This window comes from Cupriavidus sp. CP313, assembly GCF_054072015.1.
In genome coordinates this window covers 18,427-35,106 of record NZ_JBSVZB010000047.1, presented here as the reverse complement: position 1 = coordinate 35,106, position 16,680 = coordinate 18,427, and the positions used below count along the sequence as shown (strand labels likewise).

The following is a 16,680-nucleotide window of genomic DNA, read 5'->3' as shown; positions in this document are numbered from 1 at the left end:
CACCTCGACAGGCAAATTGACCTGCCGTCATGCACGCGACGATCGTCGGCCAACCTGTCGAGGAGAATGTATTGGCAAATCCAGTTCGCGACAATTCAGTGTCCCGCGTGATCGCGGCTGCGTCAAAAGCGGGGCGCCGCGCGCCAAAGGAAAAGACCCAGGCCGTCGCAACACCGCTGGACATCGCGTCAATGGCGCGCCAGGACGAGGAGCGTCAACGCCAGATGCGCGCGCTGATCGCGCTTGGTCGTGAGCGCGGCTATCTCACCCACGCGGACATCAACGATCACCTGCCCGACAACTTTACGCAAACTGCTGCGATGGAGACGATCGTCAGCACGTTCAGCGACATGGGGGTGGCCGTGTACGAGCAGGCGCCGGACACAGAGACGCTCCTGCTAAACGACGCCGCGGCCGCCGTGGCATTAGACGATCAGGCGGACGAGGAAGCGGAAGCTGCGCTGTCGACCGTCGATTCGGAATTCGGCCGCACTACTGATCCGGTCCGGATGTACATGCGTGAAATGGGTGCCCGCGAACTGCTGACCCGTGCTGGCGAAATCGAGATCGCAAAACGCGTCGAAGACGGCCTGCAGGACATGATTCAGGCGATCGCCACGTGTCCGTCGATCGTGTCCACGATTCTTGTCGATGCGGACCGCATCGCTGCCGGCGAACTGCGTATCGACGAACTGGTCGATGGCATCAGCGACGACGTGAACGAAAGCGAAATGACGCTGGAGTCCGAAGAAGTTGAAGTGGAAACAGACGCCTCCGACGATGACCCAGACGGTGATGACGTTGAAATGGACGCCGGCGATCCGGAGAAAGCGAACGCGGCCCGCCTCGAACAGCTCACGAACGACAGTCTTGCGGTTTTCGTGCGCGTGCGCGCACTGTTCGAGCAATTGCCGGTTGTACCCGTTACTGGAAAAACCCGTTCCGCGGCGGTTGCGCAATTGCGCTCGGCGATCCAGCGCGAACTGGCGCCGATCCGCTTTACGGCCAGAACCATCGACCGCCTGTGCGCCAGTGTGCACGCACAGATTACTGAGGTTCGTGCGATCGAACGCAGCATCCTGGAGATCGCCGTCGACCGTTGCGGCATGCCACGCGAGGCGTTTGTCGATTCGTTCCCGGGCCACGAGACCGACCTTGCATGGACCAGCCGCATGGCGGCGACTTCGCGGCAATTTGGCGCGGCGCTTGAGCGACATCTGCCGGCCATTCAGGCCGGGCAACAGAAACTCATCGACATCGAGGCCCGGGCCTCGCTGCCACTTCAGCAGCTCAAGCAGATCAACCGCCAGATGAGTGCCGCGGAGTTGAAAATGCGGCAGGCCAAGCGGGAGCTGATCGAAGCGAATCTTCGTCTTGTCATTTCAATTGCCAAGAAATACTTGAACCGCGGCATGCAGTTCCTGGATCTGATCCAGGAAGGCAATATTGGCCTGATGAAGGCGGTGGACAAGTTCGAATACCGGCGCGGCTGGAAGTTTTCGACGTATGCCACTTGGTGGGTCCGCCAGGCTGTCACGCGTGCGCTTGCTGATCAGGCGCGCACCATTCGTGTGCCGGTGCATATGATCGAGATGGTCAACAAGCTGAACCGGATTTCGCGCGAATTCCTGCAACAGACGGGACAGGAAGCGCATCCCGCCGTGCTCGCGGAGCGCATGGAGATGTCCGAGGAAAAGGTGCGCAGTATCCTCAGGATCGCGAAGCAACCTGTCTCGCTCGAGACCCCTGTGGGCGACGATGCCGACGCGACGCTCGGTGACATGATTGAGGATGTCTCTGCGAGTTCACCGACTGAGGCCGCGATTCACGCGAACATGCGCGCCGCGATCGATGAGGCACTCGACGAGTTGTCGCCGCGCGAGGCCAAGGTCCTGCGGATGCGATTCGGGCTCGATACGGCCTCTGACCACACGCTTGAAGAGGTCGGCAAGCAGTTCGACGTGACCCGCGAGCGGATCCGTCAGATTGAGAGCAAGGCGATGCGCAAGCTGATGCATCCCAGTCGCGCTGACAAGTTGAGGCCCTTTCTCGAGCGCTAAGCAAAGGCGAGGAGTCCGCCCCCCTTTCGACGCCCTACCCCAGACCCACAGCGATCACGCATCGGCCCGATCGCTGCCCTGACAGGACGCGTTTGCAGCGCGGAACTCTTACAGCGGTTTGATGTTCGCTGCCTGTTTCCCCTTGGGGCCTTGCTTGACTTCAAAACTGACCTTCTGGCCCTCCTGAAGTGATTTGAAGCCGTTTCCCTGAACCTCGGAGAAGTGCGCGAACAGGTCATCGCCGCCGTCGTCCGGCGTGATGAACCCAAAACCCTTTGCATCGTTAAACCACTTGACGGTACCTGTTGCCATGTTCTGAATGTTCCAAGAAAGACTAGTTGTAGATGACGCCACCGGCCTGCGCCAAATGTGCGGCTATCTTGTATCACGGGTGGGCCGTCGCCGACAATCCCTTTGGTCGAGGCTTCACAAGCCTTTAAATGCCCCGGTGCATTGATTGGCCCTGCTGCGACGCAACACACGCGTCGCTTGATTCAGGCGACAAAAGAGTTTACGGTGAATGCCCGGTGTGCGCTTCCCGCGCGTCCCTCGCACCGATGCATTCACTGCCGTTCTCATCGTCCTCGTGGAATTCGACCCACGGACCAGCTGTCGTAGGTTCCATTTTCCGACCCCGGCAAAGGCCGGCAAAGGAGGCCGCCATGCTAAGTCCGCACGAAATCGCCGCACTACTACTGGTTGGCGATGCGCAAGATATCGATGATCTCGAACCAGATCAATTGGACGGCTTGCTGGCCCACAAACTGGTCACGATGGAGCACGGGCATGATAGCGGCAATGCTTATCCCCGCCTGACGAGTCAAGGACGCTCCATGCTCGAAGCCGTGCGAAGCATTCGGTAAGACTTCGTGCCCTATCGCCGTGTCCCGGCAACTCCGGCCCCATGCACTTCTTGGCCTGTATGCTGCGGCTAACCGTTGTCGACCGGGGATGGCGGAAGCGCAACGGCGATAGCCGGCCCATGTCAGCCATCATCGTCCGTCGTCGAATCTCTGATTTGGCACCGGATCGCGCAGTACCACCTTCCTTCCCTGATCACGTTCACCGAAACCGCTGATCACCTTCACCGAAATCCGCAAGCAATCGAAGCTGCCCCTTACAATGTTGCCGTGCAATATAGGACCAGGGCCGAAGAAGCGCGCGAATAGCCACACGCCCTGTTTGCGGCTGGCAAATACGCGTACGCCCGCCGAGGGAAGCAGCGGAGGACAGAATGGCGACAGCTCGAGCTGGAACCAGAGGGGAGGCATTGAAGCTCCTGGAGACAGAGGGAGTAGCGGTGGTCGAGTTGGACTACGAGTCAGGTTGGCAGGATGCTGTTGAACTCGGCAGGCTCGGCCAGAAGGTTGGGATACGCGTCGAGTATCGCGGGCACGAAAACATAGCCGTCCGCTCGCCGGCTGCGCTCGTTGCCGGCCTATTGCGACCAAAGACAACGTTCCGGCAGCGGAATCTGTACTGTCAGTTTGAGCTCAACAACTTGCCAGCAGATGAGCTAGAGAGCCTGGAGGCAAAGGCGGCGAAGTTGGGGGACTATATTCTCGCGGGGCACTTGATGAGAGAGGTGGATGCACAGTGGACAGAGTAAGCTGGTGCGGTCCGCCCTTTCGACAATGAACAGTTCGCTGTAGGGAAGCTCGGGTACTCGACAGCGTCGTTGTATCAGTATCCCACTATCCCTCGCATGACAAGAACCACTATCATTGGTGGGCCGGGTGGGACTCGAACCCACTATCAGTCGATTATGAGTCGACGGCTTATACCACTTAAGCTTCCGGCCCTTGCGTGGAGCGCGAGATGTTACCCGAAGGCGACCTCTTGCGAACAGTTTTCCACCGCCGCTGTTCTATAGCTCTGCAGGCGAACTGGAAAAACGCGGACTTTGCGGCTTCCACCGCCTGGGCAACCTCGCGCTTCGCCGCGTCGATTGCCTCCTTCTTCGTGTCGGCGCGGAGTTTTAGCAAGTGCTTCTTCGCTGCCTGAGCTTCGCGTGCGAGCACGAAGCGCGGAGCATAACCGCAGCGGTTGGCAGACCTAATAGCGGACTGGCTCATCATTGTGTGACGACGTTTATGGCAGCCGGCGTAATCAGCGGACAGCGCGGAATGCTCAGTCCGCACTGGCGCGGCAGCGCGAAACCGGGAGCGAGAAGTCCGAGATGACGGTGCCCCCGATCTCGGAAGCACGCAAGACGTCGACGCATCGGAGCGTGCCTCTCGATTATTCGCGATAAGGCGCCGTTATCGTGCCCTGACGCCGCATCACGGCAACGCCAGCGCTCGCCCGGCCCCGCATGCTGTGGCTCACCGTCGCCGTCGAATCTAGCAGGAGCGCAACGGCGGTAGCCGGCCAGTTTCTGCCGCTCGACCGGTTGATCGAGCGAACGATCGAACGGCTGCTCCAGTTCGTAACCCGCCGGATACTCAACGCAAGCTCCTCGGCTTTCGCGACATCCGGGCACTGCCCTTCGTGAAGTCGCGTCAGGTTCCTTCTTCATCATTGGATGCATCGTTCCCGCGAATGCCAGTTCACGGCCAGCGGATGATCACTGTCGGCCCACATCGGCCTGTCAACATGTCAACCCGGCGCCACCGCAGCAGTAGCTTCAAAGCCGAACGGTCAATCCGCCCCCCTTATTGACGGGCAAGTCATCGACCACAGAAGGCGACGATGACCCGATCCGCACGCCTCCTCCGAGAAATGGCCGCCAACATATCGATGCGTCAATCAACGTCGGACGGCTTGACACACCGGTATAATCGAGCAATCAATCCGTAATCGCTGCGCGGAAATAACAAACTTAGGGGGACAGAATTATGAGCAAGAAGATAATTACCGTTGGATTTTCAATCGCGTCACCAGAAATAGAATACGCCGAGTTTCGATCCAAGGTATCTTTGCTAGACTGGGATATTGTATTGTTCAGGCCAGATATTGACGAATTCGTTTCCTACAGCGATAAATTTCAAGGTAAGCCGAGTCTGAGTGAGAGCACCTCCTTTCTCCTCAAAGAGTGCTGCGAGCATTGGCGCCGAGAACTAAAGCAAGCCGTTGATACTGGCAAAACCGTAGTAGTTTATCTTCCACCTTTGACTGAGGTATATGTCGACACTGGCAAGCGAACCTATTCCGGAACCGGTCGCAATCAAAAGACAACTACGCACGTTGCCCTCTATAGCAACTACGAAGCGATACCTGCATCATTGTCTCCAGTGCTGACTTCCGGAACTGCGATGAGGCTGGTGGATCGTGGTTCTGAGATTCTGGCTGCCTATTGGGGCGCGTTCGAAAAACATTCAACATACCAGGTACTCCTCACCAATGAGAGCGTACCCGGATGCCTGGTAACTCGCTCTGGCGGGAAGTTTGTCGGTGCTCTCTATCGAGCCAAGGCATCGGCGGGGACGCTCCTATGCTTACCCGACATTGATTTCTACTCCGATGATTTTTTTGATGAAGAGAACGACGAATGGACAAAGGACGGCCAACAATTTTCCAAGCATTTGGTGGCATCAATTGTCGGGCTAGACAAGGCGTTGCGAAGCGCACTTGAGGTGACTCCCGAACCTACATGGGCAAGCGACAACCGTTATATGCTCGCCTCCGAAGCGAATCTAAGCATCGAACTGCTCGCCGCCGAAAAACAGGTCGAAGAAGCGCAAAAACGAAAGGAAGAAATATCGGAAGCCCTTAAATCTGCCGGGGCACTAAGAGCGTTGTTGTATGAAAAGGGAAAAGCTCTGGAAGCAGCAATTATTGATGCGCTTCGACTCCTCGGTTTCAAGGCTGAGTCCTTTAAGGATTCGGATTCTGAATTTGATGTCGTATTCGAATGTGACGAGGGGCGGCTTATCGGGGAAGCAGAAGGCAAAGACAATAAGGCCGTGAACATTGATAAGTTGCGCCAACTCTCCATGAACATTCACGAAGATTTACAGCGAGATGAAGTAACGGTGCCCGCCAAAGCCGTCCTATTCGGTAATGGCTTCCGACTTCAGTCGCTAGGCGACCGTGGGGACCCTTTCACGGAGAAATGCCACAGTGCCGCAGGAACTGCTTCTACCGCCTTGGTCTTTACTCCCGATCTGTTTCCTCCAGTGCAGTATCTAGTTGCATCCCCAAATTCCGGATACGCGCGAGCATGCAGACAAGCAATTTTGTCCTCAAATGGGCGGGTAACGTTTCCAACTGCACCGGACGATGAAAAGAGTAGCGGTGTCACTCAGATAGAGATCAAGGTGGACGACTAGGCGGTTGCGTTATGGCGGGAAGCGGTCGGTTAGCGGACCTTCGATGTCCGATCGTGCGACCGGCGGGAGTGGGTCGACATGCGACCTTCGTTCTCCCCGCAGGTCCGCGATGCGCCTATTTTGTGTCGCCACCCAATGACAGGGTCGAGCACTAATACTCAGGTTGCTCTTTGTGGGCGCCTAGACAGTCTCTAGGTTCTTGCATTTGCGTGGGCACCGGCGGTGCACCCCACTCCCCCCCCCAATCTTGCTGCCCCCAAGGCGCGCATGCTCCTGTCCACCAATCTTCGCAATATCACGTTAAGCCTCCGGAAGCGGACTTGCCAGGGTCACCCGCGGATCGCTGGCTCCGCTTATACAGATATAAAATAACCGGAAAAACGTGAAAAAGTGCCTCTTCGCAGTCGCCGCGATGTCTGCATTCGTCGCGGTCTGCTCCAGCATTGGTAACGCTGGTGCCACCCCTCCAACGATCGCCTCGATCACGCCACGCACTCCGACCATCAGGAAGGAGCCGTCTTCTTCAGGTCCCACCGCGATCGCGCCCAGATCCACCTACTCCAGAACCGACCCGCGCCTCGAATTCTTCAATGCTCTCAACTCCCTGCGCGTCGCAATGGGTGTAGGCGCGCAACTTCGAGGTCAATCTGGTTGTTTGAAGGCATCTTGTGCTCCCCCGGTGAACCCGGCATACCGTGGCTGAAGGTATCGCAAGATATGAGTCGCCACTGCGTCTTTGTCTTTTGGATAAGCCGAATATTACAAGGGTCGTCCGCGGCGCTGGCTTCAATCTCGTTCACGCTATTCAGGAACAGGACAAGTAACGGCTGGCACCTCGGCGACGGCTGGAACGGCACCCGCGCGCGGCTGCCTGCTCGGTGAGCCTTCGGAAGCAAGCCGTAGGGCTCTGCGAGCTGGCCGCCAGACTGTAAGCACACGCACCCGCAAGGACATGCCGGGACGCCAACCCGGCGCATGCGGAAGCTAGCCGACCGCACTGACGGTACGCTGCGCCCATCCGAGAATCGGTTCAAACCGAGACGGCAGAAGCTTCCTAGCCTCGGCAAAGGTGACCCAGCGAAATTCGTGGTGCTCCGGGCGACCGAGTTCTGCGCTATTCGGCAAAGTCACGTCTCCGATAGGTGACAACGCTAGATAGAAGCGCGAAACCTTACCGTGCCCGTAGGGTTCTGTTTCCCGATAGTCTTCGCCCCAACGAAGCTCGAGCGTATATAAGCCGGTTTCCTCTCTGGTCTCACGCAACGCAGCCTGTAGCGGCTCTTCCTCAGGCTCTAACAAGCCTTTGGGCAGGTCCCAATTCCGATATGCGCGCAGGACCAGGCAGTGCCACTGGTCGCCAAAGCTACGCAGGACCATCAAGCCAGCCGAACGCTCATGGGCCTTCATCGTCAGTTTCTCGCACATACGGGCATCGCAAGCCTGAATGAGGCTACACGGTGCAGTCCCCGAAAGATAGCCGTGGATTTGCTGTAAGCAGACTATTGGGTGACCGTGGTAGATGTTGCAACCAGTGCGCTAGCTACCTCCCAGAGGCGCCTTGGCGGCTTATCGCCGCGTTTCCCAGTCATCTGCCAGCGGTTGCTACTGTCCAGCGTTTATGCCGGTGGCAGCACGCCGTGGTCGCCATAAGAAGCCTCACCTGTCGGCCAACGGAAGATGAGGCCTCCTTTCCCTCACTAGTCGACGGGTAGGCAACGTGCGCACGACCTACTATTGCTTCGTGGCGTCCTTCCCCATGGAATCCTTTCCCATCGCATCCTTGCTCATGCCTTCCTTCTTTTCGTGAGGCTTCTTGGCGTGACTCTTGCTCATTTTTTCCTTTTTCATGTCCATGTCGTCCTTCCCCATGGACTCTTTCGCCATGCTGCCGCTGGCACCCATGGCGCCCTTGCCCATCTCGTCCTTCTTCATCGCGTCCTGTGCCCATGCATGGCTGGCAAGCAACACCGCGGAGGAAAGCAGCAAAACCAGGCGTTTGTTCATGTTGTGCTCCTTGATTGGATTGGTAGGGAGAAGCCGGCAGACTTGCCGGTCAGGTTTCGGGGGGTCAGGAGCCCCCAAACCAGTTGTATCCCTGGTCCTCCCAGTAACCGCCGGGATACTTGTTTGTGACGTAAATCGCGACAATGTGCTTCGGGTTCTTGTACCCAAGCTTGGTGGGCATGCGCAGCTTCATCGGAAACCCATACTTCGGCGGCAGGCGTTCGCCATCGTAGGTGAAAGTAAGCAAGGTCTGTGGATGCAGCGCAGTGGGCATGTCGATGCTGGTGTAGTAGTCATCGGCGCAGAGAAAGCCCACGTATTTTGCAGTGGTATCGGCACCGACGCGCTGGAGAAAATCAGAGAAGCGCGTACCGCCCCACTTGCCGATGGCACTCCACCCCTCGACACAAATATGGCGAGTCACCTGCGCCGTCTGCGGCAACGCGTAGAGTTCTTCGAGGGTCCATGCCGTCTTGCGCGAGACCAAGCCACCGACTTCCAGTTGAAACGCGTTGGCATCTACCTCTGGTACATCAGCGAGGCCGTAGTAGGCATTGAAAGGAAACGGCCGCGTCAGCCTTGACTCGGGATAGGTCGGCGCCAGCCGGTTAGGGTCGAACAGCCAGCCCTGCACGCGGTCATTGAAGCGCGAAACTGCCATTAGAAAGGACTCAACCGACGGTTTGTCGGTAATGCTGCAGCCCGTCAGCAGTAGCAAGCCACCAAGCGTAATGGCACGCTTTCCAAACAGTCGGCGAGATGGCATGCTCAGCTCGCGAGTTGCATCGTCCAATATCAGCTTGCGGTCGAGCCTGACGATTCGCTCAGCTTTGCTCATGACCATTCTCCCCATCGAAACCTAGCGTCCGCGCAGCATGATGATGAGGGTGCGTGGTACCAGCAACACCATCACCACATGAATGACAAGGAAGAGCGCAATCGCGCTCATGCCGATGAAGTGCACCCAACGCGCAGCGTCATAGCCTCCCATCAATACACGTAGCAAGGGAAATTGAACCGACTTCCAGATGGCAAGCCCAGACAGCACTGTCAGCACAATTATCACCACCACCCCCACGTAGAAAAGCTTCTGGGCAGCGTTGTATTCGGCCAGATTGGGGTGCGTGAGCTTGCCTCGCATGGCTGCTGCAATGTCACGCAGCGCCGCTGGGACGGAAAGCGGGAAGAAGCGTCGCCGGAAACGGCCCGTGACGATATTCATCACCAAATAGAACAAGCCATTGGCGACAAGGAGCCACATCGCAGCAAAATGCCACTGCAGGCCCCCGGCAAGCCAGCCGCCCAGGGTGATTGCATTGGGAAAGTGGAAGCCGAACAGCGGCGATGCGTTGTAGATGCGCCAGCCGCTAAGCATCATGATGAGCACCGCGATGACATTCAGCCAGTGCGTGATGCGAACCCATGCGGGCTGGATGGACTGGCCGTGCAGCGCCAACTTATCGGGCGGCACATGGTGGGCATTGTTCACTTGCTTTCTCCGACGGCAGGCGGCACATCGGTGACCGCCTGCTTCACCACGTTCGTCGTCCCAGACGCCCAGACCTTACAAGGTCAACTCATTCTTGCCCTGTCACCCTTGTTCCGCTGCTGGAAAATGCGCCAAACGCCACTTGTCAGCTCAGGAAATCCACGCCAGTTCGGCCTTTGAAAATAAGAGCGACACGCGCATTCACGATAGGAGCAAATCCCGGAGGAGGCAAAGTAGGCCTTCGCTCCGGCTGGCCGTGCTTTCGATGTATCGACCGAGGACGCCAGCCCCAATCGGAGAAAGCAGAACCGACGTATTGGCGGTCCCAAACCTAAAGCCTCGCCCGCCCGAGGACGGTACTCGTCCGCCAAGGAGCCCATCCAAACAGCTCCTGTCTCTGCGCCAACTCAGAGTTCGATAGTAACTAGCCGCACCTGCACAGCGACCAAAGCCAGGGGACGGAAGCCATTAGCGAGCCTAGGATTGTTGGCCAGGTCTCGCACGACCGCCTCACCAACTACAATGACGCGCTTACCGGCCTGAGACTTGCTCGGAGCCGTGATAATCAGGTCGAGACGGGCGCTCCACGATGGGCCCCGATAGACTGCTCAGGAACGAGACAACGTCCCGCGTCTCCTCCTCCGTCAAGCGGATGGGCTTGCGCTCAGTGTGTCCCTGGCCGCCATGTGCCAGTTCGGAATGACCAACCGCCGCTGCCGGCGAACGCACGTAGTGCGTCACTACCTCGTCCAGGTTCGCAAGCTGGCCTGCGTGCATGTACGGAGCTCGTAGGGCCACGTTGCGCAAGCTCGGGGTCTTAAAGACGCCTTCCATGCCCGGTTCGCCGGTCGCCATGAAGCTCAATTCCTGGCACGCTTGCGGGGGCGCGTCGCTGTAGCGGCTCAGGCAGTTGAACTCGTCCGCCAGAACCTTGGCTGTGGCGGGCGCGCGGCCACGGTCTGGGCGTGCGGGCTCTCTGGGTGGGATGCCGGTGTTGTGGAAGGCCTGGTCGGTCAGGAGCGGGCCGTTGTGGCACGTCGCGCATTGAGCCTTGCCGATGAACAGGCGAAGGCCTTTGACCTCCTGGGCAGACAGCGTTTGCTGGCCCCCGCGGTCAGCAGGAACTCGACGTGCTGCGCCCGCTCGACACGCCGATGGAACACATGATCCGCCTTGCCAAGGACACGCCGGCGCACATGCGAGTGGCACCGAACAATCGCTTCGCACCTTCCTCGGCACCTTCAACTTCAGTGGTGACATGGTCCATCAGGCGGTTAGCACGATGAGCGGCGGCGAAAAGGCGCGGCTCGTGTTGTGCATGATCGTGTGGCAGCGCCCCAACCTGCTGCTGCTCGACGAGCCTACCAACCACCTCGACCTGGCCACACGCGAAGCGCTAGGCATGGCGCTCAACGAATTCGAAGGCACAGTGATGCTGGTCAGTCACGACCGGGCCCTGCTGCGCGCCGTATGTGACGAGTTCTGGCTGGTCACCAAGGGCGGCGTCGAGCCCTTCGACGGGGATCTGGACGATTACCAGCAGTTCCTGCGCGACGAAGCCCGTCGCATGCGTGAGCAGCCTGCCGCAGAGTAGAAGGTCATCGCCTGAAATGGTGGGACAAAGGGCAGGCGTAAGCTTCACAGGATTCAGCGTAAAGGTCGCCATCGAGCGCCTCGAGACTGATACGAACTTAGGCGCCGAGATCGATCACGAGGGTCCGCTGTCCGAATCCAATAAAGAACTTCTGCGGGGCGCGGTGCGGGAATCGCCCGCTGCCAAGACCTTGTCCAAGCAAGTTCGTGTGAAACTAGCCCACACCCCATTCGATCTTTGAATGGGCGCTTCCTGAGTTATTCACCGGCCGCTTTGGGTTTTGGATTCAACCGGTCGAAGTATCGGGACGAGCATTGGTCCGAGACCGGCCATTAGCGGCCGGAGGCAGCGTGTTTGTGTATGACTGCTATCCAACGGCTTGCGGACCCACGTCAGCTGATGTCGCGTTATGGTGGAAATTCGCCATGATCGACATCGACCGCATGGTCGCGACAACCCGGAAGCAACGCCCTGACTAACCTACGGAGAAGAAGAGCCACTAAGGCGGAGCGAAAGATACGAGGGGTCTCGTTATCGAAGGACCAACTCCTGGACCTGCTGAAGTCTTTTGCGTTGATTCGGCGAGTGACAGTCCCAGAAGCGTGGCCCGGGTGGCTGCAGGAGGTGGGCCTGTCGGGTGCTCTTCCGGAGTCCAATCTGCAAGGTGGGCCATGTTATGCGCTTCTTTCGATGGCATTGGCGGGCGCCATCGAGGGCCTGGGTATTGCCCTACTTCCCCACTTCATCGTGAGCAATGCCGTGCAATCGCGGCAGTTGGTCTGCCTTAGCAGAGTGCCGTGGATCGCTGCTCGTGGGTACTATCTTCGTTGGCCCGAGTGGCGTTCCGACCTTGATGCGCTCAAACGCTTCTCCGCCTGGCTGAGCGCTCTGCCAAGCGAGACACCGGACGAACCGTCAGAGATTTGAGTAGCTGTCAGCCACAACCGGCCGACCACGCTTACTTTGCGCTCAAACGCTTCGTGACTTGCTCGATGAAGACTTTCAGCGCGTGGGTCCCAACGTTGCTGGCGGCAGTCATGATGCAAACGCCCACGGACAACGGCGGCTCAACGAATATCAGTTGCTTTGTGTCGCTCGTGGACTGAGCCGTGTACTCGTCGATAATCGAAAAGCCTACGCCCCTTTCCACAAGTGCCCGCGCAAGATAATAGGTCTTGACCTCAATAGTCGCGCTGCCATCGTTGATGGCGGGAAGCACCTCTTCGATGCGCGACCCCAGGGGATCAGCCGAGTCAAGACGAATCCACTGGGAACGTTCCAGGTCATCGAGATGAACGACGCCTCGTCCGCGGCGAACGCTCTCAGGGCCGAAAAAAACGGCCCGGGCTCGCCCCAATTCCTCGACGGTGATTCCGGGTGGCGCTGACGGTTCAAATGCGATGCCAATGTCGATCTCTCGCGCCAACAAGAGCGCCGACAGCACTTCATTATTTTCGGTACGGATGTTGATCGAGACATCCGGACACAGGCGAATGAACTCGGCCACCGCTTGGGGGACGAGGCTCAATCCGAGACTGGGGATACATCCGATCCTCAGAATTCCTCCCGGATGCGCGGTGAGATTGCGGGCTAGCTGGCGAACGCGCTCCAGACTCGAGTGGAGATGCTTGGTTTCCTGAAACAGAACTGTGGCCTCGGGGGTGGGCTTAAGCCCCCCCGGCAATCTCTTGAATAGCGCAATCCCCAGACTCTGCTCTGCCTGCGCAAGCATCTTGCTCGCCGCAGGCTGCGAGATGTTCAGAAATTCAGCCGCGCTCGACAGCGAGCCTGCCTGCATGACTGCGTGGAATACTTCAATATGACGTAGCCGCATGCCAGCTCCAATGTTAGTCGCGCACCGACGGTGCCGAAATGTTCATTGCACCAATCCACCATTAGGTGGCCATGCCAAATGATCCGGCTCCGCGTGCACAAACACGTAATGCCAGTTCCATGCGGTGGCGACGATGTTAGCTCGGGGTAATCGGCCATTTTGGCAGCTTTGCCTTTTTGTAAGTCAGCAAGTCGTAGCGCGGCGTAGCCGAACCAGGAGCGCCTACGTAAAGGACTCGTTCTGACACCTTGGAATAGGATGCGTAGAAGTGCTGGGCCGACTTGACTACCACGATCCTCTTCTTGGCGATATCGCAGCCGATACCTGTGAACAGGTCCACGTTCAACGCCTGGCACCGATTCGAGATCAATACACACTCGATACCGTCGAACTCAATGAGGGCGGCGTCGCCCACTGAAAGCGGTTCGCCAGCGATGCCGGTCATGATGTAGTTGTGACGGAGCGTCTTGACAAGGCAGGTAACGTCCAGCGGATTTCCGGAACCAGGGCTGATCTTTCCGCCGATCCGAAGTCCGACGCGCGCGCCTTCGCCCGCTGCGAATGCCATCTGCACCGCAACGGGATCCCATAGCGGCCCCACGGCGACGTCAGTAATACCGCGCTCGATGAGTCGCCCGAGAATGAAGGTCGAATCGCCAGCCGCGCCACTTCCGGGATTGTCGGACCGGTCAGCGAGAATTGCTGGCGTTTGTCCCGCTTCCAACGCGTCGTCAAGCGCCTCGTCGATAGTCAGGTAATACGGTCGAAGCTGCTCACGAAGTGCTATGAGTTCATCCGCCAGGCTTTGAGCGAGCGTCTGGGCCGCAACCGCATCACCGTCGGTATACACAAGAACTTTCGTCCCCATGGCCGGCACATCGCCCGTCGCGAATCCCTGAACAGCCGAAATGGTCAGAACGCGATTCTTGCCTTCCAACCCAGCAAGCTTGTCCACGAACGCTCTGCCCGGATCCCTTGAAGTGTGAATCGGCACGACCATATTTGTGTCCACCACTGCAGCCACGGGATGGATATCCCCCGCATAAGTGCGAGCACACAGATCAACGAGTTCGATAGCTCGCTCCCTGATATCGGTGTGCGGATACTCCTTGTACGCGATCAGTATGTTTGCGTTGGAGACCATCTCTTCGCTGAGGTGCGCATGCGGGTCCAACTCACAACCGATAATCGCTTCCGGTCCAACAATCGCGCGGACACGCTCGATCAGGTCGCCTTCGCAATCATCATAACCATCGGCGACCATGGCGCCGTGTAGGCCGAGGAGAACCATGTCGACCGGCAGTGCTTTCTTTAGATCGGAAAGCAACTCGTCCCGGAGCGTCTCGTACGCCGCCCGAGTTACCAGGCCGGCCGGCTGCGCCTGCGCATAAAGTCCCTCTAGGACTGTCCACCCCTTTGTGCGCGCACGCTCGCGTGCAATGATCAGTGGCGCAGCGTAACGCGTCATCTGCTCCGGATGCTTGCCTGCCGGGTAGTACCCCCCCGCCTTGAAAGCATCGAGGCCCGTGGGCAACGGAGAAAAAGTGTTGGTTTCGGTGCCAATGCCGGCGCTGAATACACGCATTGCTTACCCCTATGGTTCGCCGCAGGCCGCGGCAAGTCCGGAAAAGTGACGCAAAAGCGTCAGGATGGGGAAAGTTTGGCGCGCGCGCTTGTACATGACAAATGAAAAAAAGCGGGCCGCCTTAACCGGTGGTTATGCACCATCATAGCGAAGATGGGAATGGGGGGTAGAGAGAACCCTACGGCATAACCAAAAACTATGTCCCCCTCTATCTTTTCATTAGACGGGGGCCGCATGTCACATCAATATGACATCGCTCCCAGCCGCGCTTGCGGCGGTCCGACACGATCGCGCATTTCTTCACTGGATGAAACCATGAGCTACTCTTTGCTTCGCAAAATCTTCGTCGCCTCGGCCTTTGCCATGTCCATCGGTGCTGCCCACGCGGCCTATCCTGATCGCCCTATCCGCGTCGTTGTGCCGTCAGCCGCTGGCGGCAGCCCGGACATCGTCGTACGGATTTTTAGCAACGAGATCGGCAAGAAGCTCGGTCAATCGCTCGTGGTCGACAATCGGCCCGGCGCCGCCGGCAACATCGGCATGCAGGCCGTCATGACTGCGCAGCCTGATGGTTACACGATCGGCTATGGCAACAACGCTACGTTGACGACGAACGAATTCTTGTTCACGAAGCTGCCATATGACCCCAACAAGTTAGAGCCGGTTGTCCTTCTGACCAAGACCGCGAGCGTACTGGTCGTGAACAACAATCTGCCGGTGAAAAACGTGCAGGAACTCGTCCAGTACTGCAAGCAACACGGCGACAAGGTTTCCTTCGGCTCGGCAGGTATCGGAACGTCGGCACACATTGGTGCCGAGCTCTTCAAGACCATGACTGGTATCAAGGCAGTGCATGTACCGTACAAAGGGGCTCCTCAAGCTCAGAATGACCTGATGGCCGGCAATGTCCAGTTCATGTTCGACAACTTCGGCCCCATCGGGCCAAATGTGAAGGCAGGTAAGGTCCGCGCATTGGCAGTCACGTCCAAAGCGCGAACGCCACTCTTCCCTGACGTCCCGACGATGGATGAGGCAGGCGTCAAGGGCTTCGAAATGACTGCCTGGGGTGCCATCATCGCTCCTCCCGGCACACCGGCGGAGATCGTCACGAAGCTCAACAAGGCATTCAATGAGGTCATGCAGGACAAGAACGTCCAGGCCCAGCTTCAGAAGCTGGGCTCCATGCCTGTGGGTGGCACCCCGGACGATGCCCGGAAGCACATCAAGGCCGAACGTGCGAAATGGGGTGAAGTAGTACGCAAGAGCGGTGCAAAGGTCGAATGACCGGGCTGGCCCGCAAAACGTTCCATCGCTCTCGTTCAACCTGGTCTACGCGACGGTATTCTCAGCACCATTGCGTCGTGCGCCGGAACACCTCATCGACAGCACCACCGGCCTGATGAACTTCGGGGGGCAGCTCGGCAATTCGATCTTCCCAGCAATCATGGGAGCATTGATTACCGCCGCTGGCGGCGCGTTCTTCTCCGCCTTTTATCTTCTCGTAGGTGTTGGCGCCCTCTCCATCGTGGCAGCACTGCTTTGGAAGGCCCCGGACGAGGAGCTCTACGGTCTGGCGGGAGACCACCTCGAGCCAAAGCACGGATAGCGCCAGACCACTGCAATCGCTCACTAGCTGACTTAGACGCCCGTCGCCCCAGAAGCGGCGGGCGTTTTGCGCTGCCCAAAAGCCATGTAGCCGGTTGTGCTTGGCTGCGCTCCCCGCCAATAAAAGGGTGGCAATACAACGGTGGGCGCCCTCACACTCTTGTGACCCACGATCGTCGGATAAAGCGTGGGCCCCGAGCGTATGAAGTGAGCAAACGAAAAAAGGGCGCATCATATG

General features: G+C 58.3%; 16 protein-coding genes, 1 tRNA gene and 2 pseudogenes. 8 read left to right on the top strand and 11 right to left on the bottom strand.

Annotated elements, in window-relative coordinates:
* The first annotated feature begins 29 nt into the window (after positions 1-29).
* Positions 30-2,060, top strand: coding sequence for an RNA polymerase sigma factor RpoD (gene rpoD / locus ACW4E8_RS37515; protein WP_456809100.1), 2,031 nt, complete (start codon positions 30-32; stop codon positions 2,058-2,060).
* A gap of 108 nt (positions 2,061-2,168) precedes the next feature.
* On the opposite strand, the gene ACW4E8_RS37510 is transcribed toward rpoD, so the two are convergent.
* On the bottom strand, positions 2,169-2,372 hold the full coding sequence (locus ACW4E8_RS37510; RefSeq protein WP_013954359.1) for a cold-shock protein: 204 nt from the start codon (positions 2,370-2,372) through the stop codon (positions 2,169-2,171).
* Between the two features lie 350 nt (positions 2,373-2,722).
* Here ACW4E8_RS37510 and ACW4E8_RS37505 point away from each other — a divergent pair, with 350 nt between their 5' ends.
* Positions 2,723-2,923: a hypothetical protein gene (locus ACW4E8_RS37505; protein WP_456809099.1), complete on the top strand. Its 201-nt coding sequence runs from the start codon at positions 2,723-2,725 to the stop codon at positions 2,921-2,923.
* A gap of 129 nt (positions 2,924-3,052) precedes the next feature.
* On the opposite strand, the gene ACW4E8_RS37500 is transcribed toward ACW4E8_RS37505, so the two are convergent.
* Positions 3,053-3,331, bottom strand: coding sequence for a hypothetical protein (locus ACW4E8_RS37500; protein WP_456809098.1), 279 nt, complete (start codon positions 3,329-3,331; stop codon positions 3,053-3,055).
* On the opposite strand from ACW4E8_RS37500, the gene ACW4E8_RS37495 reads away from it, so the two are divergent.
* Positions 3,295-3,669: a PHA-granule associated protein 4 gene (locus ACW4E8_RS37495; protein ID WP_456809097.1), complete on the top strand. Its 375-nt coding sequence runs from the start codon at positions 3,295-3,297 to the stop codon at positions 3,667-3,669. The two genes, ACW4E8_RS37500 and ACW4E8_RS37495, sit on opposite strands and share 37 nt — an antisense overlap.
* A 116-nt stretch (positions 3,670-3,785) precedes the next feature.
* Here ACW4E8_RS37495 and ACW4E8_RS37490 read toward each other — a convergent pair.
* Together ACW4E8_RS37490 and ACW4E8_RS37485 are read right to left on the bottom strand one after the other, a co-directional pair.
* Positions 3,786-3,862, bottom strand: a tRNA-Ile gene (locus ACW4E8_RS37490).
* Positions 3,863-3,954: 92 nt separating this feature from the next.
* A pseudogene (locus ACW4E8_RS37485) lies at positions 3,955-4,138 on the bottom strand (hypothetical protein); the annotation flags it as partial.
* A 759-nt stretch (positions 4,139-4,897) separates the two neighbouring features.
* Between ACW4E8_RS37485 and ACW4E8_RS37480 the strand changes: the two are divergent.
* On the top strand, positions 4,898-6,331 hold the full coding sequence (locus tag ACW4E8_RS37480; RefSeq protein WP_456809096.1) for a hypothetical protein: 1,434 nt from the start codon (positions 4,898-4,900) through the stop codon (positions 6,329-6,331).
* Positions 6,332-6,631: 300 nt separating this feature from the next.
* On the opposite strand, the gene ACW4E8_RS37475 is transcribed toward ACW4E8_RS37480, so the two are convergent.
* The 5 genes from ACW4E8_RS37475 to ACW4E8_RS37455 all read right to left on the bottom strand — a co-directional run bounded on the left by ACW4E8_RS37475 (position 6,632) and on the right by ACW4E8_RS37455 (position 9,824).
* Positions 6,632-6,886: a hypothetical protein gene (locus ACW4E8_RS37475; protein WP_456809095.1), complete on the bottom strand. Its 255-nt coding sequence runs from the start codon at positions 6,884-6,886 to the stop codon at positions 6,632-6,634.
* 429 nt (positions 6,887-7,315) lie between these two features.
* Positions 7,316-7,738 (bottom strand): NUDIX domain-containing protein, encoded by a 423-nt coding sequence (locus tag ACW4E8_RS37470; protein WP_456809094.1) that lies wholly within the window; start codon positions 7,736-7,738, stop codon positions 7,316-7,318.
* 324 nt (positions 7,739-8,062) lie between these two features.
* Complete coding sequence (locus ACW4E8_RS37465) at positions 8,063-8,335, bottom strand: pentapeptide MXKDX repeat protein (RefSeq protein ID WP_456809093.1); 273 nt, start codon at positions 8,333-8,335, stop codon at positions 8,063-8,065.
* Between the two features lie 64 nt (positions 8,336-8,399).
* Positions 8,400-9,173 (bottom strand): molybdopterin-dependent oxidoreductase, encoded by a 774-nt coding sequence (locus ACW4E8_RS37460; protein ID WP_456809092.1) that lies wholly within the window; start codon positions 9,171-9,173, stop codon positions 8,400-8,402.
* Between the two features lie 21 nt (positions 9,174-9,194).
* Entirely contained in the window at positions 9,195-9,824 is a 630-nt protein-coding gene (locus tag ACW4E8_RS37455; RefSeq protein ID WP_316149554.1) for a cytochrome b/b6 domain-containing protein, read from the bottom strand.
* A gap of 1,115 nt (positions 9,825-10,939) precedes the next feature.
* Between ACW4E8_RS37455 and ACW4E8_RS37450 the strand changes: the two are divergent.
* Positions 10,940-11,418, top strand: a pseudogene (locus tag ACW4E8_RS37450) (ATP-binding cassette domain-containing protein); the annotation flags it as partial.
* Positions 11,419-12,003: 585 nt separating this feature from the next.
* Positions 12,004-12,345: a LysR substrate-binding domain-containing protein gene (locus ACW4E8_RS37445; protein ID WP_456809091.1), complete on the top strand. Its 342-nt coding sequence runs from the start codon at positions 12,004-12,006 to the stop codon at positions 12,343-12,345.
* Between the two features lie 31 nt (positions 12,346-12,376).
* On the opposite strand, the gene ACW4E8_RS37440 is transcribed toward ACW4E8_RS37445, so the two are convergent.
* The gene (locus ACW4E8_RS37440) at positions 12,377-13,252 is read right to left on the bottom strand and encodes a LysR family transcriptional regulator (protein ID WP_022538301.1); all 876 of its coding nucleotides are present in this window, start codon (positions 13,250-13,252) and stop codon (positions 12,377-12,379) included.
* A gap of 136 nt (positions 13,253-13,388) precedes the next feature.
* Positions 13,389-14,837, bottom strand: a complete 1,449-nt coding sequence (locus ACW4E8_RS37435) for a M81 family metallopeptidase (RefSeq protein ID WP_456809090.1) — start codon at positions 14,835-14,837, stop codon at positions 13,389-13,391.
* 315 nt (positions 14,838-15,152) lie between these two features.
* On the opposite strand from ACW4E8_RS37435, the gene ACW4E8_RS37430 reads away from it, so the two are divergent.
* Together ACW4E8_RS37430 and ACW4E8_RS37425 are read left to right on the top strand one after the other, a co-directional pair.
* Entirely contained in the window at positions 15,153-16,121 is a 969-nt protein-coding gene (locus ACW4E8_RS37430) for a Bug family tripartite tricarboxylate transporter substrate binding protein (RefSeq protein WP_456809089.1), read from the top strand.
* Entirely contained in the window at positions 16,105-16,443 is a 339-nt protein-coding gene (locus ACW4E8_RS37425) for a hypothetical protein (protein ID WP_456809088.1), read from the top strand. The genes ACW4E8_RS37430 and ACW4E8_RS37425 overlap by 17 nt, the downstream gene beginning before the upstream one ends.
* The last annotated feature ends 237 nt before the right edge of the window (positions 16,444-16,680 follow it).